This is a genomic window from Rhodospirillaceae bacterium, from assembly GCA_018662005.1.
GTDB lineage: Bacteria > Pseudomonadota > Alphaproteobacteria > Rhodospirillales > JABHCV01 > JACNJU01.
On the sequence record JABJHA010000033.1, the window covers coordinates 19,215 to 42,612 of the forward strand.

18 protein-coding genes are annotated in these 23,398 nt (G+C 54.7%); 7 read left to right on the forward strand and 11 right to left on the reverse strand.

All coding sequences use genetic code 11. The features are described from left to right. Positions 1–54: 54 nt before the first annotated feature. From HOL66_13640 to cysE, 3 genes are read right to left on the reverse strand one after another with little or no spacing between them, the layout of a single operon-like run. Complete coding sequence (locus HOL66_13640) at positions 55–1,191, reverse strand: cysteine desulfurase (GenBank protein ID MBT5245274.1); 1,137 nt, start codon at positions 1,189–1,191, stop codon at positions 55–57. Positions 1,192–1,222: 31 nt separating this feature from the next. Continuing rightward, complete coding sequence (locus tag HOL66_13645) at positions 1,223–1,708, reverse strand: Rrf2 family transcriptional regulator (GenBank protein MBT5245275.1); 486 nt, start codon at positions 1,706–1,708, stop codon at positions 1,223–1,225. A gap of 28 nt (positions 1,709–1,736) precedes the next feature. Continuing rightward, the gene (gene cysE, locus HOL66_13650) at positions 1,737–2,483 is read right to left on the reverse strand and encodes a serine O-acetyltransferase (protein MBT5245276.1); all 747 of its coding nucleotides are present in this window, start codon (positions 2,481–2,483) and stop codon (positions 1,737–1,739) included. 233 nt (positions 2,484–2,716) lie between these two features. Between cysE and HOL66_13655 the strand changes: the two genes are divergently transcribed. Next, a complete protein-coding gene (locus tag HOL66_13655) occupies positions 2,717–3,367 on the forward strand; it encodes an alpha/beta hydrolase (GenBank protein ID MBT5245277.1) in 651 nt (216 codons plus the stop codon). 2 nt (positions 3,368–3,369) lie between these two features. Here HOL66_13655 and HOL66_13660 read toward each other — a convergent pair whose 3' ends face one another. After that, on the reverse strand, positions 3,370–4,476 hold the full coding sequence (locus tag HOL66_13660) for an anhydro-N-acetylmuramic acid kinase (protein ID MBT5245278.1): 1,107 nt from the start codon (positions 4,474–4,476) through the stop codon (positions 3,370–3,372). A gap of 75 nt (positions 4,477–4,551) precedes the next feature. On the opposite strand from HOL66_13660, the gene HOL66_13665 reads away from it, so the two are divergent. Next, on the forward strand, positions 4,552–5,820 hold the full coding sequence (locus HOL66_13665) for a tyrosine--tRNA ligase (protein ID MBT5245279.1): 1,269 nt from the start codon (positions 4,552–4,554) through the stop codon (positions 5,818–5,820). A gap of 3 nt (positions 5,821–5,823) precedes the next feature. Here HOL66_13665 and HOL66_13670 read toward each other — a convergent pair whose 3' ends face one another. After that, entirely contained in the window at positions 5,824–6,558 is a 735-nt protein-coding gene (locus HOL66_13670; GenBank protein MBT5245280.1) for a DUF3047 domain-containing protein, read from the reverse strand. Beyond that, positions 6,558–7,907 (reverse strand): M48 family metallopeptidase, encoded by a 1,350-nt coding sequence (locus HOL66_13675; GenBank protein MBT5245281.1) that lies wholly within the window; start codon positions 7,905–7,907, stop codon positions 6,558–6,560. Before HOL66_13675 ends, HOL66_13670 begins: the two co-directional genes overlap by 1 nt. Between HOL66_13675 and HOL66_13680 the strand changes: the two genes are divergently transcribed. Beyond that, positions 7,906–9,621 carry a gamma-glutamyltransferase gene (locus HOL66_13680; GenBank protein MBT5245282.1) on the forward strand — a complete coding sequence of 572 codons (1,716 nt, stop codon included), beginning with the start codon at positions 7,906–7,908 and terminating at the stop codon, positions 9,619–9,621. The genes HOL66_13675 and HOL66_13680 overlap by 2 nt on opposite strands. A 4-nt stretch (positions 9,622–9,625) precedes the next feature. Beyond that, entirely contained in the window at positions 9,626–10,774 is a 1,149-nt protein-coding gene (locus tag HOL66_13685; protein MBT5245283.1) for a pyridoxal phosphate-dependent aminotransferase, read from the forward strand. A 138-nt stretch (positions 10,775–10,912) separates the two neighbouring features. On the opposite strand, the gene HOL66_13690 is transcribed toward HOL66_13685, so the two are convergent. Next, on the reverse strand, positions 10,913–11,086 hold the full coding sequence (locus HOL66_13690; GenBank protein MBT5245284.1) for a hypothetical protein: 174 nt from the start codon (positions 11,084–11,086) through the stop codon (positions 10,913–10,915). A gap of 191 nt (positions 11,087–11,277) precedes the next feature. Beyond that, entirely contained in the window at positions 11,278–13,767 is a 2,490-nt protein-coding gene (locus tag HOL66_13695; protein MBT5245285.1) for an Rne/Rng family ribonuclease, read from the reverse strand. Between the two features lie 367 nt (positions 13,768–14,134). On the opposite strand from HOL66_13695, the gene HOL66_13700 reads away from it, so the two are divergent. The 3 genes from HOL66_13700 (at position 14,135) to prfB (ending at position 19,076) form a co-directional block, all read left to right on the forward strand. Next, complete coding sequence (locus HOL66_13700; protein ID MBT5245286.1) at positions 14,135–15,337, forward strand: N-acetylmuramoyl-L-alanine amidase; 1,203 nt, start codon at positions 14,135–14,137, stop codon at positions 15,335–15,337. A gap of 144 nt (positions 15,338–15,481) precedes the next feature. Then, positions 15,482–17,905: a penicillin-binding protein 1A gene (locus tag HOL66_13705; GenBank protein MBT5245287.1), complete on the forward strand. Its 2,424-nt coding sequence runs from the start codon at positions 15,482–15,484 to the stop codon at positions 17,903–17,905. Positions 17,906–17,965: 60 nt separating this feature from the next. Beyond that, a protein-coding gene (gene prfB, locus HOL66_13710; protein MBT5245288.1) for a peptide chain release factor 2 occupies positions 17,966–19,076 on the forward strand; the annotation gives its coding sequence in 2 pieces (ribosomal slippage) (positions 17,966–18,034 and positions 18,036–19,076; 1,110 coding nt in all). 236 nt (positions 19,077–19,312) lie between these two features. Here prfB and HOL66_13715 read toward each other — a convergent pair. The 3 genes from HOL66_13715 to HOL66_13725 form a co-directional block, all read right to left on the reverse strand. Further along, complete coding sequence (locus HOL66_13715) at positions 19,313–19,822, reverse strand: flagellar basal body-associated FliL family protein (protein ID MBT5245289.1); 510 nt, start codon at positions 19,820–19,822, stop codon at positions 19,313–19,315. Between the two features lie 76 nt (positions 19,823–19,898). Next, the gene (gene bcp / locus HOL66_13720; protein MBT5245290.1) at positions 19,899–20,363 is read right to left on the reverse strand and encodes a thioredoxin-dependent thiol peroxidase; all 465 of its coding nucleotides are present in this window, start codon (positions 20,361–20,363) and stop codon (positions 19,899–19,901) included. Then, positions 20,360–23,374 (reverse strand): bifunctional [glutamine synthetase] adenylyltransferase/[glutamine synthetase]-adenylyl-L-tyrosine phosphorylase, encoded by a 3,015-nt coding sequence (locus HOL66_13725; GenBank protein MBT5245291.1) that lies wholly within the window; start codon positions 23,372–23,374, stop codon positions 20,360–20,362. The genes bcp and HOL66_13725 overlap by 4 nt, the downstream gene beginning before the upstream one ends. Positions 23,375–23,398 lie beyond the last annotated feature (24 nt).

Here is a 23,398-nt window from a genome sequence, read left to right on the forward strand (position 1 = left end):
CTTAAATGTTCAACGCTTAGATAGGTATTGTTTACGCCTTCGCCAAGGGCCTATTCAGGCCGCCGGGCTGGAAATTTCATGTTTCGCCTGACGATCATACAAATCGTTCCAGGCGGCCAGAAAAGTTGTCACATCATCGGCTGTGCTCGACCAGCCCAGTGATACCCGAACCGCACAGCCTGCGACCTCGTCAGACATGCTCATTGCCTTCAGGACACCGGACGCCTTGGTTTTGCCTGAAGAACAGGCCGAACCGGCGCTGATCCCAACACCGGCCAGATCAAAGGCCATAACCTGGGTCTGGCTATCGACGCCGGGCATGGTCAGACACGTCGTATTGGGAAGCCGCTCAACACCTTCACCCATAATTGTCGCCCGGGGTTCAATATTCCTGACGCCTTGCTCAATAGCATCGCGCAAGTCAGCCAGCCGGGCAAAGTCCTGAAGTCCCGCACGGGCGGCGGCGGCGGCGGCGCCAAGGCCTGCAATACCAACCAGATTTTCAGTGCCGACCCGGTAACCACGTTCCTGTCCACCGCCAAATTGCATACCGCTAATCTCGGCCCCTGTCATGGTTCCAATGCCGGGCACAATCAACGCCCCGGCACCTGAGGGACCGCCAATCTTATGGGCCGATATGGTCATCATGTCGACGCCCAGATCGACCACATCTACGGCGATTTTTCCGGCTGCCTGTATGGCGTCACAGTGGACCAGCGCCCGGTGTCGATGGGCAATAGCGACAACATCCTTAACGGGTGCAATAACGCCGGTTTCGTTATTGGCCAGCATCACAGAAACAAGGGCCGGGGTATTATCGGCCAACAGGCGTTCTTCAAGGCGATCAAGATCGACGATGCCATTTTCATCAACCGGAATAATCTCTCCACCGCCAGCCAGAACGGAAGGGTGCTCAACGGCGGAAATCAATCGCCGGGTCCGGGCTGATCCTTCCAAGGCGAGGTTGTTGGCTTCGGTGCCGCCACTGGTAAAGATCACATCGGCAGGTTCGGCGTTTAGCAGTGCGGCAACGTCGCTACGGGCCTGCTCCATTGTCTTTCGGGCCGCCCGGCCCGGCCCATGCACGGACGAAGGATTACCAACAGCGGCCAGCACAGACGTAACCGCCCGAACAGCTTCGGGCCGTGCCAGCGTCGTCGCATTATGATCCAGATAGACGTAATCGCTCATGTTAGCCCGCTGTCCTCAACGCTTAAAATAATTACTGGGCTGCAGCAATGGACGTCTCGTCGTCCTTGTGCGGTGCCAAATGTAATCCGCTTGTTCCAAGAACCCGACGCTCGCAAACATCGGCAAGGGAAACAGAATTCAGATAAAGGGTGATCTGATTTGTTAGCTCCTGCCAAAGGTCATGGGTCAGACAACGGCTTTTATCGTGCAGACAACCTTCGGCTGAACCCGGTTCACAACGAGTCGCCGAAACGGTTTCGTCAACGGCAGTAATGATATCCGATACCCTCAGGTCTTCATAAGATCGGGCAAGCAGATAACCACCGCCGGGGCCACGGACACTCTTGACCAACCCGCAACGGCGCAATTTTCCGAACAACTGCTCCAGATATGAAAGCGAAATCTCCTGACGTTCAGCAATATCAGCCAGGGAAACCGCCTTACCCTTTTCTGCTGAACAACTTGCCAGATCGACCATGGCCATAACGGCGTAGCGTCCTTTTGTGCTTAGTTTCACGTTCTCTCTCCTCGTCGTTAAAAAGCGCTCAAGACTTCCCCCCGGAAGCCCTGGCCGCGTTGCTTTTGCTCATCTTGTCGTCTGCTTGTTCCCCATCCAGACGAGTTTCCATTTCTTCGATATGTGTCATGAGCGTGGTTACCTGTTGGCGTAAATCCTCGATCGTGCGCAGCACCGGATCCGGGCATCCTTCAACCGGCTCGCCGTATGCGACAAATTCTTTAGCCTTGGTCTTGTCGCGGGGCATGACGACACGAGCCGGAATACCAACAGCGGTGACTCCGGCAGGGATATCCTTGTGGACAACCGCGTTGGCGCCAACACGAGCGCCTTCGCCAATGGTAATGGGGCCCAGAACCTGGGCGCCGGAACCAATAATCACATCGTTGGCAAGGGTTGGGTGGCGCTTCTGATTGACTTGAGCGTGTGATTCGATGGACGGCGACACGCCGCCCAGGGTGACACCCTGGTACAGGGTCACGTCATCACCAATAATGGATGTCTCGCCGATGACAATTCCGCTGCCATGGTCGATCACGAAGCGACGGCCAATAGCCACGCCGGGATGAATTTCGATCATCGTCAAAAGCTTGCCGATTGAAGAAATAAACCGCGCCAATAGCCGCCAGTTGTTGCGCCACAACATATTTGTCAGGCGATAAAACAGCAAGGCGTGGTAGCCCGGATAGCAAAGGGCGACCTCTATTCTGGATTGGGCCGCAGGATCACGAGCCAAAAAGGCATCGATATCTTCTTTAAATCTCTTGAAAATCATCAGTTTATCTTTATATCTGTGGCAGCGATTCAGTCTGGAGACGTTGCCAAACGTGCACCAAAGGCACCCAACCATTTTACAGCCCTAACATGAGTGCAATATAATATACCCGACTTCCACAGTCAAGTATTTGCCTTAAATTTATATTTTCCGCGGCCTTTGCAACCCTAATATGGATATTGATTTAGCCGCTTTCACCCCTGCTTCAACCTTTTCAAGAGTCAGACAGCACCATGCCTGAAGTTATTTTCAACGGTCCCGAAGGTCGCCTCGAAGGCCGTTATCAGCACGCAAAAAAGCCGGGCGGCCCCATTGCTCTCGTCCTTCATCCCCACCCTTTGCATGGTGGCACCATGAACAACAAGGTGACTTATGCCTTGTATCAAACCTTCGTCAAACGAGGTTTTTCGGTTCTCCGCTTTAATTTCCGCGGCGTCGGACGCTCGCAGGGACAATTTGACAGTGGTATCGGTGAAATGAGCGACGCGGCATCAGCCCTGGACTGGATGCAGACACATAATCCCAACGCCCAGACCTGTTGGATTGCCGGATTCTCGTTCGGCGCCTGGATCGCCATGCAGTTGATGATGCGGCGTCCGGAAATCGGTGGCTTTATTTCCCTGGCCCCACCTGCGGATGCTTATGACTTCACCTTCCTTGCCCCCTGCCCGGCTTCCGGTCAGATCATCCACGGCGACAAGGATGAAGTGGTCCCCAGGGAAGCTGTCGACAAATTGGCCCAGAAGCTATCGAGTCAGAAGAACATCGTCATCGATTACGAAACCGTTCCCGGTGCCGATCATTTCTTCTCGACCAAAATGGACGTCATGAACAAGCTTGTCGGCAATTATATCGATAAAGCGTTTTCGGAAAAAGCCGCTTAAGTTCAGCTCTCATACAAGATTCCACCATTTAAGGGTCGCGGGGCTCCTGTTGTTCCCGGAAGACTTAACGGCATCCCGTAAAAAGAACGAATGGCGAGGAAGGCGAAGGCCTGTGCCTCAAGGGCATCGCCATTCAAATCAACGGCCTCGATTGGGTCAACCGGGGTTCCCAAGGAGCGGGTCATTAATTCCATCAGGGTTCCATTCAGGCGACCGCCGCCGCAGACCAGCCAGCGTTTCGCCGGTTCGGGAAAATGCTCCTGGCCGTGGACAATTGCTGCAACGCTAAAGGCGCTCAAGGTGGCCGCCCCGTCCTCCGCCGATAAGCCTGAAACACTTTGTATGGCGTCGGCAAAATCGTCCCGGTCAAGAGATTTTGGCGGCGTTTTAGCAAAGTACGGGTTATGGAGCAAAGCCAACAAGACATCCTGGTCAAGGGTGCCGCCACGGGCCAATCTGCCGCCTTCGTCCATGGGTCGGCCAATGGCCTCGCGCACCCAGTCATCAATCAGGGCATTGCCGGGACCGGTATCGAAGGCAAGAATTTCAGGATTTTCCGCACTGCCGCCTTGTCCAATCCAGGTGACATTGGCAACGCCGCCAACATTTAGTACGGCCAGCGGTTTTTCCAGCTCACTGGTCATGGCCAGATGATAGAGCGAAGCGAAGGGTGCACCCTGCCCGCCTTTGGCGACATCATTTAACCTGAAATCACCAACCACGTTGATTCCGGTTTTCGCCGCCAGCAATGCCGGGTCGCCAATCTGCACGGTTAGGCGCTGATCGGGCCGGTGCACGGTGGTGTGACCATGAAAGCCGATCAGGTCAATATCTTCAGGTGACAATCCATTATCATCAAGCAGCCGACCCACGACCTCCACATGACGCAAGGTCAGCTCGGTTGCGACATCGGCAACCCCCGGTGCGTCAGCATCCTGGCCCAGGCAATCGCGTAAGCGCTGGCGGAAATCAGGATCATAGGGCACGCTTGCCACGGCCCCGAATTGCAGCAGGCGTTCGCCGTCGCTTTCTATCACCGCCGCGTCAATACCATCGAGTGAGGTCCCGCTCATCAGGCCAAGGGCTGTCAGTGGTTGATGCTGTGTCATTTTTCCGTATCCTGCCTCCTCAGCACCGTTGTATGGTGCCCCGTCTTTCCAACAAGTTAAAGAAGCGACCAAAAAATGACCAGCCACCGTTCAGACTTTATCCGCAACGTCATCGAGCGCGGTTACATGCACCAGTGCACGGATCTTGACGCGCTCGACAAGCTGGCCGAGAGCAAGATCGTTTCCGCCTATATCGGCTTTGACTGCACGGCACCAAGCCTGCACGCCGGGAGTCTCGTTCAGATAATGATGCTGCGGCTGTTGCAACGCTGCGGCCACAAACCGATCGTCCTGATGGGCGGTGGCACGACAAAGGTCGGCGACCCTTCGGGCAAAGATGAAAGCCGCCAGCTTCTCGACGACGACGCCATCGCCGCCAACATGGCTAGTATCAAAGACGTGTTTGCCAAGTTTCTGACCTTCGGCCCTGATGGCGAAGAGGGGGGCCCCACCGACGCCATCATGGTCAATAACGACGACTGGCTAAAAGGCATTCAATATATTGATTTCCTGCGCGATTACGGTCGTCATTTTTCGGTCAACCGGATGCTCGGCTTTGAGTCCGTAAAAATCAGACTTGAGCGCGAACACAATCTGAGCTTCCTCGAATTCAACTACATGATTCTGCAGGCTTATGATTTCCTTGAACTGAGTCGCCGCCATGATTGCCTGTTGCAAATGGGTGGATCGGACCAGTGGGGTAATATTGTGGGCGGTGTCGATTTGGGACGCCGCCTCGACCAGCGCGAGATGTTCGGCCTGACAACGCCGCTTTTGACCACGTCCTCAGGCGCAAAGATGGGCAAGACTGCGGCGGGCGCCGTGTGGCTCAACGCCGACATGCTGAAGCCCTATGATTACTGGCAATACTGGCGCAACACCGAAGACGCCGATGTGGGTAAATTCCTGCGCCTGTTTACGGATCTGGAACTCGAAGAAATTGCCGAACTGGAAAGCCTGGAAGGCGCCGAACTTAACGAGGTCAAGAAAAGGCTGGCGACGGAAGTGACCGCCATGTGCCATGGCCAACAAGCCGCCGAAGAAGCCGCCGAAACGGCAAGACAGACCTTCGAGGAAGGCGCTCTGGGCGATGGCTTGCCCAGCACAGACGTTGCCAAGGCCGATCTGGAGGCCGGAATTGCCGTCTTTGAACTGTTCAAGATCGCCGGTCTGGCTTCCTCAAACGGCGAGGCCCGCAGATTGATCAAGGGCGGTGGAGCACGCCTAAATGACGAGAAAATCAGCGATGAAACCCTGATCGTTACCTTAGGCGACGCCAATGCTGACGGGATCATCAAGCTATCGGCAGGCAAAAAACGCCACGCCCTGATCAAACCGGTTTAATCCCTACCTGGACAACACAATGCCCGATATATAAGCCGGGGCCGGTGGGCGATTGCCTGCTGCGGCGACGCCGATAAAGACGACCTGGGTTTTGCCGGCATCGTCCTTTGGCCAGCTTCGGTGGTAGAGGTCATAAAGGTCAACGGTTTCCAGCCACCACGACCCGGCATTCTCCCGCCCTCCCCTGACGCTGTATCGTGGGGCGGCCCGGTTGTCAGATTCCGGGGGCGGTGACAAGGTTCCGCGTTGCAGCGCCGACTCACCCCAAGTCAGGGACAGCGCCCGGTCGTGGGCAGGCAGGTCACTACCCAACCAGCGCAACGGCTCACTACCGCGGCTTGGGCTTTCCGGGTCGCCGCCATAAAAACCGACAACCAGACGCACCGGGTGGTATCCGGTTGTTGAGGGCGGTTCGATATTCCATGACCAACTGAGAAACGGCGTTGCCAGCATCATCGCCTGGGTGCGCCTGACAACAACAAACGAATCCGAACCATTGGTGACCTTAAGGGACGGAACCCCCTGCATGTCCATGATTTGAAGCTGATTTTCATCAAGCTCGCCATCTTTTTCAATTGCCCAATCGCCAGGCAACTCTACGGGCGAAAATCCGGGAAATGGCCCTAGCACCTGCAATAATCCTTCAGGGGCGACACTCGCCTGGGGGACGATGGCGCAACCTGACGCCCAACTCAACAAAAGCAGAGACAGCACGACAGTTTTTAGGGGACCACTCATTACTGTTTCTGATTGTCCAGGGCATGAAGAATATCCTGGGCTTGCATCCAACCGATAGATCCTTGTTTCAGCAACCCGGCGGCGCGCTCGGCGTGAAATCTTGCGTCAGCTGGTTTATTGGTCAGCAATGCTGCCTCCCCAAGGGCCAGTGAACTTTCACCCCGTTTGCCCATTTTCCCATAGGCCGTACCCAGCAACCGCCAAGTGAAGGGGTCTGTGCTATCTGCGCCTGTGGCAATCAGAAGATTTGAAACGGCCCTTTCAAGTTGTTCCGGGTCACCAACTTCCAGTTGTACCTGACCCAGAGAACGCCGCAGCAAGGCGGAACCCGGGGCCAGAAACGCCGCTTTTTCATAGTAAGGGAGTGATTCGGAGATGCGGCCATTTTCAAACAGCATCTGACCTTTGAGTTCCTGAAAATAAGGATCGGCGGGTCGCTCTGCTATCAAACCATCAATCAGGGGGATCGCCCGTTCCAGGTCAGGTCGCCTGTAGTAGGCAATAGCCCGCGCATAACGCGCCTCAAGGCTTGGATCGTCCTCTTTATAGGTGCGCAGGGTTCGTGATACGGGATTAAGGAAAGCTTCAAGTTTGGCTTTCATACGACCATGGCGTTCCTCGAATCCCGGTGGCTCCGGCCTATCGGTATTGGGTGAGCGGAGGATAAAATTTTCGACCGCAACTTTACGTTCGCGGGTGAGCGGGTGAGAGCGGTAATAGGGATCCTGACGGGTCACACTCAACAATTCCTGATCACCAAGAATTTCAAAAAATTCCAGCATCCCGTTTGCCGACTGCTGTGTTGCATCAAGAAAGCGCATGGCCGCAGCATCAGCAGCGCTTTCCTGAGTGCGGCTGTATTGCAGGAAGTTCCGTGTCCCCATCTGTTGACCACCGGCGATGATCGCTGAACCGACATCACCGCGACCGCTCATGACCGCGACACCACCCAGCACCATCGCCAGAATACTGGCCGCTGAGCTCTTTTTCATGGCGTCACGGGTACGCGAAAGGTGACCACCGGCGATATGGCCGGTTTCATGGGCAATAACGCCAATGACCTGCCCGGCATTCTGACTGCGAATTAAAAGTCCGGTGTTAAGGAACAATTTTTGACCGCCGGCAACAAAGGCATTCAGGGTCTTGTCGTTGACAAGGTAAATGTTAATAGCCGAAGGTTCCAAACCCGCTGCCTGGAATAGTGGCGTTGCGTAGACACGAATGGTATTTTCTATTTCCGCATCGCGAACAAACGACAACTTCCGGGCTTCGGCTTTTGCTGGTACAAAACTCGTAAGGGCCAGACACAGAAGTAACATCAACAACCTGAAGGTAATTGACGGACGCATGATTTTTAAAAGACCAAAAAATATTGTCATCACTGCAAAAGGTAGTGATCACCGCCGTTGCAGTCAATTCAAGGGTATGGGTGCGCTGCTGTTGGCATCATTGCTGACACTGACAGGATGTGAATCTATAAACCAATTCAGCGATGATCTGGTTGAACTGGGTAGAGGCGCTGTGCAATTTGACACCTTTGACCCGGAAAGTTTCAAAGGCGGCCTGGCAACTGATGAGCCCCATGCCGCACTGGCTGGCCGGGATGTTCTGGAAGCTGGCGGCAATGCCGTTGACGCGGCCACAGCCATCTATTTCAATCTGGCGGTCACCATGCCCTCTACGGCCGGACTTGGTGGTGGCGGGGTTTGCATTGTTCATGACGCCCAGAGCAATGAAACAAAGGTTCTTCAATTTCTGGCCAAGGCCGGGCAAAACGATAATCAAGGCAGACGCGCCAATGCGGTGGCCGCGAATCTGGCTGGATTTCATGCCCTTCACGCCCGTTACGGACGCCTGCCCTGGGCCCAGCTTGTTGCCCCGGCTGAAGGTTTGGCCCGTTTTGGTGTTAAAGTTTCACGCGCCTTTTCTCATGACCTGAAAAAAATTGGCGACGCCCTGCTGGTCGAGCCCGACGCGCGCCGGATTTTTGGACGACCGGTCGTTGGTGGTTTGTTGCAAGAAGGCGATAAGTGGATACAACCGAATCTGGCTAACGTGCTTGGCAGTATTCGGGAAAGTGGCGCAGCGGCCCTGTATCGCCAACCCGGGGCCGATAACTTCGCCGCCGCCGTCAACGCTGGTGGCGGGGCGCTAAGCGCCAGTGATCTGATAAATTTCAAGCCGGTATGGCGCAACCCGATCCAGGTGCCCCTGGGTGACATTTCTGTTCATTTCGCTCCGCCCCCTGCTGCCGGGGGCGCCGTTGCTGCCGAAATGCTGGCGATGATGCTGGACAACCGGCGCTTCAATGAAAGTCCGCCCGATGTGCGGCCTCATCTGATCATCGAAACGGCTATCCGGGCTTACGGTGACCGTAGCCGCTGGATGCGTCCTGACGGTGAAAGTTCCGTTGAATCATTCGACCTTGTCTCGGCATCCCGGTTAGCGCCGCTGATGAGCACCTACAACCCGGACAGCCATGTTCCCGCAAGCTCGCTAAACCCTGCTCCTGTTGAAATGCGCGAAGATCCTTCGGCGACGACCTTTGCCGTCATGGATGGCGACGGCGCGGGTATTGCCTGCGCCTTGACCATGAATGGACTGTTTGGCAACGGACTGATCGCCAAAGGTAGCGGTATTTTAATGGCTGCAGCGCCGGGAAGCGGAGGCCGGGGCCCTGTTTCTTTGGGACCCATGCTGGCTGTCGATCACTTTACCAACGATTTCTTTTTTGCCGGCGCTGCCGCGGGCGGGGTTACGGCGCCAACCTCTTTGATATCGGTAGCCATGTCCACTGCTGTCAATGTGGAGGGTCTTGAAAGCGCCATGCAGGCCAAGCGCCTGCATAACAGTGGCAACCCGGATATTGTCTATTACGAACAAGGTTATGACGAAGCCGCTATTGAAGTTTTAATCAGCAAAGGCCATACGGTTGCCGCGACGCCTTCATTGGGAAGGGTCAATGCTGTCGGCTGCCTGCAGGGCCTTCCTTTTGACCCCAACAGTTGCGAAGCGGTCACCGACCCCAGGGGATACGGCCTGGGCTTGAAGATCGACCAATAACCCAATGGCCTTAAAGACTGCAAAACGCGGGACCATACCGCCGTTTATTGTCATGGACGTCATGGCGGCGGCCAGCGAGCGCGAAGCGTCGGGAAAAGATGTTCTTCATATGGAAGTTGGCCAACCCGGCACACCGGCCCCAGGCATGGTGCGTGACGCGGCACGCACCGCCCTTGATAATGATCGCATTGGCTACACCCTTGCCCTTGGCATCCCGCCTTTACGCAAGCGCCTGTCGCAGCACTACAAGGACATGTACGGCCTTGACGTGACAAGCGACCGGATGGTCGTCACGACCGGTTCTTCGGGTGCTTTTGTGGTTTCTTTCTTAAGCGTATTTGACAGTGGCGACCGGGTTGCCCTGGCTGATCCAGGTTATCCTGCTTACCGCAATATTTTGAAATCTCTGGGTATTGAAGTCGTGGGTATTCCGGTCGGTCCCGAAACCAACTTTCAACCGACGCCTGACGTCCTTGAAAATATCGAAGGTGACCTGGACGGCCTGATTATCGCCAGCCCGTCAAATCCGACAGGTACAATGATCGCCCGGGACGAAATGATAGCGCTTGTCCAATACTGCAAAGAGCACGGCATCCGACTGATTTCAGATGAAATTTATCACGGTGTAACATATGAAAATGCAGCCTGCTCGGCGCTTGAATTCAGCGATGACGCGATCATCATCAACAGTTTTTCAAAATATTTTTCAATGACCGGTTGGCGGTTGGGATGGATGGTGGTGCCGGAATCCTTGCTGCGTTCGGTAGAGTGCCTGTCACAAAACCTGTTCATATCGCCACCGACATTATCTCAACTGGCAGGTGTTGCGGCCTTCGATTGTTACGAAGAACTGGATGGACTTGTCGCCAATTACAAACGCAATCGGGATCTGTTGCTGGAAATGTTGCCAAAAGCCGGGTTCGACAAATTGTCTCAGGCGGAGGGCGCCTTTTATTTGTATGCAGATGTCGCCCATCTGACCAATGACAGTGAAGAATTTTGCCGCCGCTGCCTGGCCGAAACCGGGGTCGCCATTACACCGGGTATCGACTTTGATCCCCAGCGCGGCAACCGTACCGTCCGTTTTTCTTTCGCCGGTCCCTATGAAGAAATGGCCGAAGCCGCCAAACGCCTGATCGACTGGAAGCGTTAGGGAGACGAATTAACAGGGGAATTTGTCATCAGCCCCCAAACCATACTGTTTTCGAGTCTGTCAGAGCCTTTCCGTCCTATTTTGGATCAGGAATGTCCGATGGTGCCTCTTATGTAATATGGCGCTTCCTGGGAAGGATCAATTGTTACGCGGGCCTTTTTCCTGATGAGATTTCTTTATCTCGTCAAGAGGAACATCGCGTTTTGTCCGGTCTCTGTCTTTGTTTCTTTTCTGGTTGCTTTTCCAGCCATCCTCGACGTCTTTATCCCCTTTGGGGTTACGATTTTTCTTTTTCGTATAATCGATTGCCATAACTCAATCCTCCTCTCTTGATCCATCGAGAAGATCCAATAGTTATTTACACACGCTTGGGTAGTGTAGCATTTTTTCCCGATTAAAAGAATGCCGAATGGACTTTCAATGATTGATGACGCCTTTTGGCGGAAGTTTATTCGGCTGCATGCTATCTCTCGCTGTCGGGTAAGGACCATCAGGGAATGGCCCTAGCGCCGCCACCAACCGCTTTTTGGTTTTTCTTTGGTCGTCGGTTCGCTATTACCAATATTTATGACCGTTGTTTTTGCCGCTTCGGCAACCAATTTAGGATCAAGATCAATCTCTTCGGATATCTTGTCTTCCTGTTTGGCTACCGATGCCTTCTTGCGAGGACGACGGGTGCGTTTCGGCTTCTCTTCTTTCGCCATTTCCACGGATTCGGCGGCAGCACTCTCAACGGGAGTTTCAGCAACCTTGTCGTCGGTGTTGACTGTAGGCGTGTCTGAATCGACAGCGGCTTTTTTGGCACGACTGCGTCGGCGAGCCGGTTTTTTGGCCGGTTTTTCTTCTTCTGATGCAGCGGTTTCGGGTTCAGCCGTTACAATTTCAGGGCTTGAAGTATCAGAATCGGTTAAAATTTCAGAATTCGTTGAGGATTCTTCACTGGCAACCTGTTCTTCACTACGCCCGCGACGGCGACGCCCACCACGTTTGCCACGACGGCGACGCTTAGGGGCCTTGTTCTCTTCGCTGTCATCATCCTTTGAAACCGCCTGGGCAGCATCAACCTGATCGCTTCCCGCCTCACTGGCAGTTGCATCCTGGCCTTCCTTGGTTCTGGCTTCGCCATCACTTGAGTTGCGGCGACGGGGACGGCGACGACGTTTACTCGGTTTTTCATCGGCCTTGGTGTCACCGGCAATAACGTTGGGGCTGACCGCTTCGATTTTACCCGAAGCCCCTACCCGTTCAATTCTAAGGTCGGGCGGGATCAGGGATTCATCGGCGGTAACGACAATGGAAATGTCAGTATCTTGTTCAATACTGGTCAATGCCGGCCGTTTTTGATTGAGGATGTACAGGGCAACTGCCGTCGGCACGTGAACAATAAGTTCTTTGGCATGTTTGCGATTTGCTTCTTCCTGAATCGCGCGCAGAGCCACCAGGGCAGCAGAATCCGTCGAGCGGCGAATACCGGTGCCACCGCAGTAAGGGCAGGGCTCCGAACTGGTTTCGATCAGCGACATCCTGAGCCGTTGACGCGACAATTCAAGCAACCCAAACGGGCTGATACGACCTATTTGAATGCGGGCGCGGTCATTGCGCATGGCATCTTTCAGGCGCTTTTCGACTTGCGTGTTATTACGCGTCACATCCATGTCGATAAAATCGATAACGATCAAACCGGCAAGGTCACGAAGGCGCAATTGCCGGGCAATTTCTTCAGCGGCTTCAAGATTGGTCTTGAAGGCAGTTTCTTCGATGTTGCGCTCACGTGTCGAGCGGCCCGAGTTGACGTCAATGGAAACCAGCGCCTCGGTAGGGTTGATGACGATATAAGCGCCGGATTTCATCTGCACTTCAGGTGAATGAATGGCGTCGAGCTGACTTTCAACCTGATAGTTCTGGAAAATCGGTTCCGTTGACTCGCTGTAGGGCTGAACACGCTTGGCGTGGCTCGGTATCAAAAGTTTTATAAAATCCTTGGCCAGTCGGTAACCGGCTTCACCGGCAACAATAATTTCCGAAATATCACCCGTATACAGATCCCTTATTGAACGTTTGATCAGGTTGCCTTCTTCGTGGACGAGCGAGGGTGCCGTCGATTCCAGGGTCAAATCCCTGACGCTGTCCCACAAGCGTACCAGATATTCATAATCGCGTTTGATTTCCGCCTTGGAACGCTTCGTGCCAGCGGTTCGGACGATCACCGCCATGCCTTCAGGAATTTTCAAACCAGTCAGTATGGTCTTCAAATGCTTGCGGTCTGCACCGTTGGTGATCTTGCGCGAAATACCGCCGCCCCTGGCGGTGTTGGGCATCAGCACACAATAACGACCGGCCAGTGAAATATATGTGGTCAGGGCAGCACCTTTGTTGCCCCGCTCCTCTTTTACCACCTGGATCAACAGTATCTGGCGACGCTTGATGACTTCCTGGATTTTATAGTTACGATAGTTGAGAACACGTCGTTTTGGACGAGCATCTTCGCTATCGTCTCCACCCAGCGTTTCGACACCCTTGCGGGACGGTTTAGGTGCGCCGACTTCCTCGTCGCCGTCATCATTCACATTGTCGTTAGCGCCCTCGTCCGCAGTCGCAGCAAGGCCGGCGGCAGCTTCTTCAACGGGTTCATCAGGCTGTTCCGCCTCGTCCTCGGCAGGGGCTTCACCTGCGTTGTCCTCGGACGCTTCATCCTCGATAGCGGCAGCTTCCTGGGCAGCCAGCAGAGCCTGACGATCCTCGATGGGAATTTGGTAATAATCGGGGTGAATTTCGCTAAACGACAGGAAACCGTGACGGTTTCCGCCGTAATCGACGAAAGCAGCCTGAAGCGACGGTTCGACCCGAATCACTTTAGCGAGATATATATTACCCTTGATTTGCTTGCGGGTGACGGATTCAACATCAAAGTCTTGAAGGCGATTCCCACTGAGAACCGCGACCCGGGTTTCCTCCGGGTGGGCGGCATCGATAATCATTCTGTTGGTAGACATTTAAATTGGAACTCCATGGCGTCAGCCCACCTGCGGCATTAAATCCGTTATGGTGATTGACGCTTATTCGTGAAACGCCGGCGGCGCATTCGAACGAATTGGCGCCCGTCGCGAGGGACGGTGCTTCCTTCATGAATGTTCGCGCTGCTCTATCCGGCATGAAAAAACTCGTTTTTAACCATTCGTATTGTACTGTGAACAAAGACGGCTCCTGATACCAGGAGCTATCCCGTCCATATGTTAGTGACTTTAAAGTGTCTTTAAAAGACTGAACACTCAATGTCATGATGTTAACATAACGGTAGGAATTTAGTTCGACAATCGTATTGTTGCACTTATCTGGTTAATCGAGGGAATAATGAGGCGATTGATTATCGCATTGGCGGCTTTAATCCTGTGTCTGGGCGCAGCCGAAACCCGCGCAGCCGAAGCTGTTGTGACCGACGTGCGCGTTGGTATCCAAGGGAAAATGACCCGCCTGGTTTTTGATTTAACCGACAAAGTCGCTTTTAAAGTCTTCACCCTGGCCAAACCATACAGGGTCGTTATCGACCTGCCGGAAGTCGGCTGGCGTTTGCCGCCAAGACCATTACCGGGGAATATCGGGTTGCTTCAAAAGCTCCGTTACGGGTTATTTCAACCCGGCGTGTCGCGAATCGTCCTCGATGTAAACAATCCTCCGACTATTGAAAAAAGTTTTATCCTCAATCCTGAAGGCAAAAACAGCTATCGGCTGGTCATTGATCTGGGCACCACATCGAAAACCGCCTTCCAGGCCCAACCGAAAACAGCGACACCCAAGGCAACGGTTTCTGCGGCTCTGTTTTCGCCGCCATCGATCAAGCCAAAACCCGATGTTGTTCCCTATACCCCGGCTAAACGAATCGTCGTTATTGATCCGGGCCATGGTGGCGTCGATCCGGGGACGATCGGCATCAGCGGAATTTACGAAAAGCACATCACCCTGGCGATGGCGCGGGAACTTAAAACCCAACTTGAAAAAACCGGGCGTTTCAAAGTCTCCCTGACCCGCCAGCGCGACATTTTTGTACCCCTGCGCGAACGGGTTATCAGGGCCCGCGATGCTGGCGCAGAACTGTTCCTTTCCGTCCACGCCGACGCGATCAAGAACCGCAAAACCCGCGGACTTTCGGTTTATACCTTGTCCGAGCGCGCCTCGGACCGGGAAACGGCGGCATTGGCTGAAAAAGAAAACAAGGCAGACTTGATTGCCGGCATCAATTTTGCCGATGAAACGCCGGAGATCTCCAATATCCTGATTGATCTGACGCGGCGCGAATCCATGAACCAGTCGGCTAAATTCGCCATCGGTCTGGTAACCGAATTACGCCGCCAGACAAAAGTTCTCCGCAATACTCACCGTTTCGCCGGCTTTGCCGTTCTCAAAGCACCGGACGTGCCGTCAGTTTTGATTGAACTGGGTTTCCTGTCCAATCGTAATGACGAAAAAGCCCTAAGGGACAAGAAATACAGGGCCAAGCTGGCCAAAGGAATGGTTCGCGCTGTCTCCAGCTACTTCAACAATATCGAAGAAGCATACAAAAAATAGACTATTCAGGCCCCTGCCGCCCTACCCCTGACACATTTGAACCCTAGTTTTCCTGATCATTAAATTTCGGATGTATCGGAATGGGGCCCGGGTACGCTAAGATGAGCAACGTTTTCATGGTTCAAATTCCTTCATATAGGCGCGATGCTTAAAGCACTGTTCACCTTTCTTGGCTTGCTGATCGTCCTGGCGTTCGTTGGCGTCGGTGGCTTGCTGTACGTCTTCAATAAATTTGGCCAGGACTTGCCGGATTACCACCAACTTGCCGATTACGAGCCACCGGTAATGACCCGTGTTCATGCCGGTGACGGGCGACTGCTCGCCGAATACGCCATCGAAAAACGTGTCTTCGTTCCCATTCGGGCCATGCCCAAGCGCGTCGTCAACGCCTTCCTGTCGGCCGAGGACAAGAATTTCTACCACCATCAGGGAATTGATTTCCTCGGCGTCGTCCGCGCCGTCATCATCAATATCAAAAATTACGGCGGCACACGCCGCAAGGTTGGCGCATCAACGATTACCCAGCAGGTGGCGAAAAATTTCCTGTTAACCAACGAGGTGTCCTGGGACCGCAAGGTCAAGGAAGCCATTCTTGCCTTCCGTATGGAACGCGCCTTCACCAAAGACCGCATTCTTGAGCTTTACCTCAATGAGATTTATTTGGGTTATGGCTCTTACGGGGTGGCGACGGCGGCACTGAACTACTTTGACAAACCGCTTTCCGAACTGAGCATTGCCGAGGTCGCCTATCTTGCGGCCTTGCCCAAGGCACCCAACAATTATCACCCGGTGCGCAAGCACGAGGCCGCCCTGGCCCGCCGCAACTGGGTAATTGGCCGTATGCTCGAAGACGGTGTCATAACCACCGACGATGCCAATCTTGCCAAGGCCGAACCCCTGTCTACCCGCAAGCGATCGGAAACCCAATTTGTCACCGCCGAATTTTTTGCCGAAGAAGTTCGCCGTGAACTGGCGGATCGCTACGGCGAGAAAGAGCTCTACAAAGGCGGCTTGTCTGTCCGCACCACCCTGAACCCAAAGTTTCAGGAAATCGCCGACAGGGCCGTCAAAAAAGGTCTGCAATCTTATGACCGCCGCCACGGCTGGCGTGGTCCTTTGATGCGCCTTGATGAAGAATCCTCGGCCCAAACCTGGCAGCAAAGGCTGGCCACCATGGAACCGGTTCCCGGCCTGGGCAACTGGAAGATGGCCGTTGTTCTTGAACTTACTGACGCCGCCGCTGTTATCGGCCTGCACGGTGATACGAGCGGGACTATCCCCCTTGCCCAGTTAAAATGGGCTCGTCCCTGGGCTAAAAAGGAAAGACTGGGGCCAAAGGTCAAGCGTCCGTCCGACGTTCTGGCCGTGGGTGATGTTATCGCCGTTGAGGCCTTGCTTGCCGACAGCGAGGGTAATCTCTATCCAGAGGGAACCCACGCTTTAAGACAAATTCCTGAAATTGAAGGCGGGCTGGTCGCCCTTGACCCCCATACCGGACGGATACTGGCCATGACCGGCGGTTACGATTACGCCAAAAGTCAATTCAACCGGGTGACCCAGGCGAAGCGGCAACCGGGTTCGGCTTTCAAACCTTTTGTCTACCTGGCGGCGCTTGATTCAGGATACTCACCCTCGACCCTGATTCTGGACGCCCCGTTCGTCATCGACCAGGGACCGGGCCTTCCCAAATGGCGCCCGGCCAACTACACCAAGAAATTTTATGGCCCCAGCACCATGCGTCTGGGCATCGAAAAATCCCGCAACCTGATGACCGTCCGGTTGGCCCAAACCGTTGGTATGGATAAAATTTCAGAGTACGCCCAGCGTTTTGGACTGACTGAAAAAATGCCCGAACAACTGGCCATGGCCCTGGGCGCGGGGGAGACAACGCTGCTCCGGCTGACATCGGGTTACGCCATGCTGGTCAACGGTGGCAAGAAAATCAGGCCTACCCTTATTGACCGCATTCAGGACCGCCACGGCCGTAAAGTTCTTAGCCACGACGCCCGGGTCTGCCGTGATTGCCGAGCAGCTTTCTGGACCGGCCAGCCGGTCCCCGCCCTGCCAGACCCGCGCCAACAATTAACCGACACAGCCAGCGCCTACCAGATCGTTTCCATGCTGAAAGGTGTGATCGACCGTGGTACCGGTCGTTCGATCCGTTCGGTCGGCAAACCGTTGGGTGGGAAAACCGGCACCACCAACAAAAGTATCGATGCCTGGTTCATTGGGTTTTCGGCGGACTTGGCGGTCGGCGTCTTTACCGGCTTCGACAACCCCCGATCCCTTGGCAGACGAGAACAAGGCGCCTCCGTAGCAGCGCCTATCTTCCGGGATTTCATGATCGAAGCCCTGGCCGAAAGCACCGCGACACCGTTTCGTATTCCACCCGGCATTCGATTGGTAAGAGTCAACGCGACAACCGGCAAACCGGCTAGGTCCGGCGAGAAGAAAATTATTCTCGAAGCCTTCAAGCCGGGAACCATACCGACAGGTGAAACCCAGGTATTGCGGGGCATCACCACAGCCGGCGGCGCCCCGGCAATCGGCACCGGTGGATTGTATTGATCGTGCAGAGGAGTTAGAACCAGTTACTTAAATCCTACAGCGAGTGAAAGAAACAACAACATGCGCGCCGAAATCGCAGCCCTTACCCAGGAAATCAAACAGTCACTGGAACTGTTAAGGAGGCATCTTTGACTACGATAATGCCGAACGACGCCTGGAAGAATTAAACGCCTTATCGGAAAATCCCGAATTCTGGAATAACCCGGAACGCGCCCAGACCCTGATGCGCGAAAGGACCGTCCTGGAAGATGGCCTGAAATCCATCGATTCCCTAACCAGGGAACTCAACGACAATATTGAACTCCTTGAAATGGGAGAAGCCGAGGACGATACAGACATTGTCGCCGAGGCCGAGGCCGCCCTGGAAGGCGCCCACAAAACCGCCGCCAAGGCGGAATTGCAAACACTTCTGTCCGGCGAGGTCGACAGCAACGATGCCTACCTTGAAGTTCACGCCGGGGCTGGCGGCACCGAAGCCCAGGACTGGGCCGAAATGCTGCTTCGCATGTACACCCGCTGGGCCGAAAGCAAGGGTCACAAAGTTGAGTGGCTGGAAGAAAGCGCCGGCGAGGAAGCCGGGCTTAAATCATCAACCATAAAAATTTCCGGCCACAATGCTTACGGCTGGCTAAAGACCGAAAGCGGCGTTCACCGTTTGGTCAGAATATCGCCCTACGATTCCAGCGCCCGTCGCCACACCAGTTTTTCCTCCATCTGGGTCTATCCGGTGATCGATGACAAAATTGATATCGAGATACTGGACAAGGACTTACGGGTCGATACCTACCGCGCCTCGGGTGCCGGCGGTCAGCATATTAACAAGACGGACAGCGCCATCCGCATCACCCACTTGCCGACCAATATTGTCGTCCAATGCCAGAATGACCGTTCGCAACACAAAAACCGCGCCGCTGCCATGAACATGCTGAAAGCACGCCTTTACGAGGCCGAAATCCAAAGACGCGAAGATGAATCCCAAGCCGAGCACGACGCCAAGACAGATATTGGCTGGGGCCACCAAATTCGCTCATACGTCTTGCAGCCCTACCAGATGATCAAGGATTTACGGACAAACGTCGAAACCTCAAACACCCAAGGGGTGCTCGACGGCGACTTGGACGACTTCATGGCGGCCGCCCTTGCGGCAAGGGTTAAAGGGAATGAAGATTAGCCCCTCAAGCGCCGGGCGAGGCCTCCGGCCTCTTGGCTCGCCGCAGTGGCGGCGGCCCGCAGTCGCGGGCTTGGGGAACCAGGGCCATCGGCAACCATACAGGGCTCCTGTTGCCATTTGAAACTTGACTTCCAGAGGCATAAGCCAAGCGAACAGAGTGAGCGCCCGGCAATTGAGGGGCTTGATCCTTATGCGAGCCAAGAGTTCGGAGAACCCGCCCGGCGCTTGAGGGGCTATTATTGAAGCAGGATTTCCCTGAACAAGACGCCTTCGACCTTCACCTCGCCCATAATCTCGGTGACGATTTTTGTGATCCCGGCGCGCATATTTTCAGTACCCGCCCCGCCTGCAACTTCGTCGCGTGTTTGCGAACGAAGATAACCCTGCATCTTGTCGACGATTTTCAGCTCCTGGGCCACCAATAGCGGCAGGTCGCGTGTGACGATCTCGACAACGACTTTCAGCTTGATGTAATTGGTCCGGGCGCCTTTTTTCTTCAAATCGACGACCAGTTGCGGGAATTCGTGATAGACGGGGGGTCCGGGTGGTATGACCACGACTTCCGGGACTTCTTCCTCACCGCCGAACAAGCCCATGAAGTAGGCACCGGCACCACCACCGCCTAGCAGCAGAACGACGACACCGATAATCAGGAACAGCTTTTTCTTACCGCCGCCCGATCCTTCTTCTTCATCCTCTTCTTCACCGTCTTCGTCTTCCTCTAATTCTTCTTCTTCATCACTCATTGGTGAAATCCCTGCCCAACTGCCGTAGCATTATATTTGACCCATTATAACCATGACGAACGTTATGACTAAACGATTATAATGCCTTCACGGCCTCAAGCACCTGTTCGGCGTGCCCCTTGACCTTGACTTTGTGCCAAACATTCCTGACGACACCCTGAGCATCGATTAGAAATGTTGCTCGCTCGATTCCCATATATTCCCGCCCGTAAAGCTTTTTCAGGATCCACACGCCGTAAGCTGTGCACAGGGTCCCTTCTTCATCCGATAGAAGAGAAAACGGCAATTCGTTTTTGGCTTTGAAGTTATCATGTCGCTTAACACTGTCCTTTGATGCACCAAGGACAACCGCGCCCGCTTTCCTGAATTTGGAATGTAGATCGCGAAAATCCCTGGCCTCGTTCGTGCACCCCGGGGTGCTGTCCTTCGGATAGAAATACAGCACCACAATCTGGCCAGAGAGTTCCTTCAACGATAACGAATCGCCGCCATCTATTGGCAGATCAAAATCAGGGGCCTTGTCTCCGGGGTTTATGGTCATCGATTAACATCTTTTTTATTTTTCAATCGTTCAGCCGGGTCGGTGATAATGGTGTTGAAGTGAGCCAAGACCTTTGCCGCCGTCTCTTCCATCTTGGCCTTTAAGGCGCTGGCATCAGTTGCCCCGCCAATTTGAGCCAGCTTTTCAAGCAGACTTTCGGGGATATCGTGGTCGCGGCGTTGACGTAACTGGCGCGGGATGGTCAACCGTAACATGCCCTGCAAGTCTTTCCACAGATCAAGCCCCTGTGTCAGGTCAGCGCAGGCATCGGCATCGAGTAAACCTTTGTCCGCCATATTTTTCAGGGCCGTCCTGGTATCGCGGGCGAGAACGTCGGGGTGATCATGGGCGTGGCGCAATTGCAGATACTGGGCGATAAATTCCACATCGACGAGGCCACCACGAATATGTTTAACATCCCAGATAAAATCCGTGCGGTGGCTTTGCAGCATCCGCTCCCGCATCCCGGCTATATCCACAAGCAGTGCCTCAGGGTCGCGACGGCGGGTCAGCGTCGCTTCGATAATGGTGGCAATTTTTTCTTCCAGCCCCCCCCAGGCACTGATGATCCGGCACCGGGTCAGTGCCATCTGTTCCCACGTCCAGGCGGCTTCGTCATTGTATTGACTAAAGGAGTCGATGCTTGAGGCTATAGGGCCGGCCGTGCCCGATGGACGCAGACGCATGTCCACTTCGTAAAGGTCACCCTCGCTTGTCTGGGCGGTTATGGCGTTGATCAGGCGCTGGCTTAAACGTGCGAAGTAATGCCCCGGTGTGAGCGATTTGGGTCCGTCAGATGCCGTAACACCCGGCGGCACATCATAGACAAAAACCAGATCAAGATCGGATTCCGGTGTCATTTCGCGGCTACCCAATTTGCCCATAGCCAAAATCGCCATGGCCGCGCCGGTGATGTGGCCATGCTGGGCCGCCATTTCCTCTTCGACTTTTCCAAAAAGGGCCGTGATAGAAGTATCGGCGATATCCGACAAGGATTGCGCGCAGGCATCCTGATCACGTTTCAAAAGCAGGCTCAAGACACCCACCTGAAAACGCCTGTCATTGGCCCAGCGCCGGGTTGCGACAAGAACATCCTCCAGATTGTCCGAACGCTCCAGAATGCGCTCCAGTTCACTGGTCATCTCATCCTTCGATGGTGGATTATCGAAAAATCCCGGGGTCAAAACACTTTCCAGGACCTGCGGCCTGCGGCTTAAATGTTCGGCCAGCCTTGGCGCACCACCCATAATTTCAGCAACCAGATCAAGCAGGCCAGGGTTTGAATAGAACATGGAAAACAACTGCACCCCCGATGGCAGCCCGGACAGGAATTCATCAAACTTCAGAAACGTCGTGTCCGGGTCGGGTGTGGTGGCGATGGCTTTAAGCAGCACCGGGAACAATTCTGTCAACAATTCACGCGAACGGGCACTGCGCATACACCGGTAGCGCCCGTGATGCCATCCGCGCACCGTTGTATCGACGATATCCGCATTGGCGAAACCGAGACCGGCGATGGTGTTGATCGTTTCGGGGTCGCTGTCGCCACCGGTAAAGACCAGATTTCCCGAAACGGCATCATCGGCGCTTAGCGATGGGGCATCCTCGAAAAGCGCCCCGTAATGGGTCTCGACGGTTTTCAGGTGGCCCGTCAGTTGGTCGGCAAAGGCAGCCACATCGGCACAGCCAAGAAAAGCGGCGACGGCGGCAATTCCGGGTTCGTCTACTGGCAAGGAATGGGTTTGCTCATCGTCGATCATTTGCAGGCGATGCTCAACCCGACGCAAGTACCGATAGGCAGTGATCATATCATCACAAACCGTTTTCTCTATTTGGCCACAGCGGGCCAAGGCGGCAAGACTCTCTTCTGTCGGGGCCGGGCGCAACTCCGGTTGCCGGCCACCCCAGATCAATTGCTGGGTCTGGGCGAAAAATTCAATCTCGCGAATACCGCCCCGCCCTAACTTGACGTTATGACCGGCAACGCTAATGGCTTCGCCGCCGCGGTGGGCGTTAATCTGGCGCTTGATCGAATGGATATCGTCAATGGCGGCAAAATCGAGATTCTTACGCCAGATAAACGGCGTCAGCCATTTCAGGAAAGCGTCCCCGGCCTCGCGGTCTCCACCGACGGGGCGGGCCTTGATCATGGCCGCCCGTTCCCAGTTCTGGCCAATGCTTTCATAATAATTTTCGGCGGCCAGAACCGAAAGGGCGAGCGGCGTCGCACCGGGGTCGGGGCGCAGGCGAAGGTCGGTGCGGAAGACATAGCCGTCGGCGGTTCTCTCCTCCAGCAATTTGACAAGGCCGCGGGCGAAGCGCACGAAGTTGTTTTGCAGTCCTTCTGGATTTTCGGTTTTAAGGCGCTCCGGGTCATAAAGAATAATCAGGTCGATATCGCTGGAATAATTTAACTCCCGCGCCCCTAACTTGCCCATGCCGAGGATAACCAATCCCGAGCCGCTCTCAGGGTCTGCCGGGTTCTCAAGGACAAGCGAGCCCTGACTGGCGGCGAGGCGAAGTAAATGCGCCGAAGCGGCTGAAATCGAGGCTTCGGCAAGATCCGAGAGGGCCCCGGTCACGTGTTGCAACTGCCAAAGGCCGGAAATATCGGCCAGGGCAATCGCCAACGATGCCCGGCGCTTGGCTTGACGCAAAACCCTGGCCAGTTCTGCTGTCCCTTCTGCGGTTGCGGCAATGGAGGTATGCGTCCCTGTCACGCTTTTCAGAACCTGCTTCATCACCCGTTCAGGTCCTTGCCTGAATAATGTGCAGGAAAAAACCAGATCCGAAACAAGACTTTGGGTCAGGTAAGGACTGTTGCCAAAGACCGCTTCAAGCATTCGCAGCGCCCCGGCATCGGCAAGGATGGCTTCGGCGAGGGCGCGCGTGTCCGCGTCGTCACAAGCCCCTAAAGCGTCGCGCCAGCGTTCCAGCCCCAAGGCAGCGCGTTCAGGGTCCGCAGCAGTGGCGGAATTATTGTTCTCGGCGTTGGTGAAAAAGAATGTCATGGGGCACAGAAAACTATTAACGGG

What these genes read in the sequence shown, in the direction of transcription:
- HOL66_13640 (MBT5245274.1), bottom strand. Translation starts at nt 1,191, where the DNA reads ATGAGCGATTACGTCTATCTGGATCATAATGCGACGACGCTGGCACGG.
- cysE (MBT5245276.1), bottom strand. Translation starts at nt 2,483, where the DNA reads ATGATTTTCAAGAGATTTAAAGAAGATATCGATGCCTTTTTGGCTCGT.
- HOL66_13655 (MBT5245277.1), top strand. Translation starts at nt 2,717, where the DNA reads ATGCCTGAAGTTATTTTCAACGGTCCCGAAGGTCGCCTCGAAGGCCGT.
- HOL66_13660 (MBT5245278.1), bottom strand. Translation starts at nt 4,476, where the DNA reads ATGACACAGCATCAACCACTGACAGCCCTTGGCCTGATGAGCGGGACC.
- HOL66_13665 (MBT5245279.1), top strand. Translation starts at nt 4,552, where the DNA reads ATGACCAGCCACCGTTCAGACTTTATCCGCAACGTCATCGAGCGCGGT.
- HOL66_13670 (MBT5245280.1), bottom strand. Translation starts at nt 6,558, where the DNA reads ATGAGTGGTCCCCTAAAAACTGTCGTGCTGTCTCTGCTTTTGTTGAGT.
- HOL66_13680 (MBT5245282.1), top strand. Translation starts at nt 7,906, where the DNA reads ATGATTTTTAAAAGACCAAAAAATATTGTCATCACTGCAAAAGGTAGT.
- HOL66_13675 (MBT5245281.1), bottom strand. Translation starts at nt 7,907, where the DNA reads ATGCGTCCGTCAATTACCTTCAGGTTGTTGATGTTACTTCTGTGTCTG.
- HOL66_13685 (MBT5245283.1), top strand. Translation starts at nt 9,626, where the DNA reads ATGGCCTTAAAGACTGCAAAACGCGGGACCATACCGCCGTTTATTGTC.
- HOL66_13690 (MBT5245284.1), bottom strand. Translation starts at nt 11,086, where the DNA reads ATGGCAATCGATTATACGAAAAAGAAAAATCGTAACCCCAAAGGGGAT.
- HOL66_13695 (MBT5245285.1), bottom strand. Translation starts at nt 13,767, where the DNA reads ATGTCTACCAACAGAATGATTATCGATGCCGCCCACCCGGAGGAAACC.
- HOL66_13705 (MBT5245287.1), top strand. Translation starts at nt 15,482, where the DNA reads ATGCTTAAAGCACTGTTCACCTTTCTTGGCTTGCTGATCGTCCTGGCG.
- HOL66_13715 (MBT5245289.1), bottom strand. Translation starts at nt 19,822, where the DNA reads ATGAGTGATGAAGAAGAAGAATTAGAGGAAGACGAAGACGGTGAAGAA.
- bcp (MBT5245290.1), bottom strand. Translation starts at nt 20,363, where the DNA reads ATGACCATAAACCCCGGAGACAAGGCCCCTGATTTTGATCTGCCAATA.
- HOL66_13725 (MBT5245291.1), bottom strand. Translation starts at nt 23,374, where the DNA reads ATGACATTCTTTTTCACCAACGCCGAGAACAATAATTCCGCCACTGCT.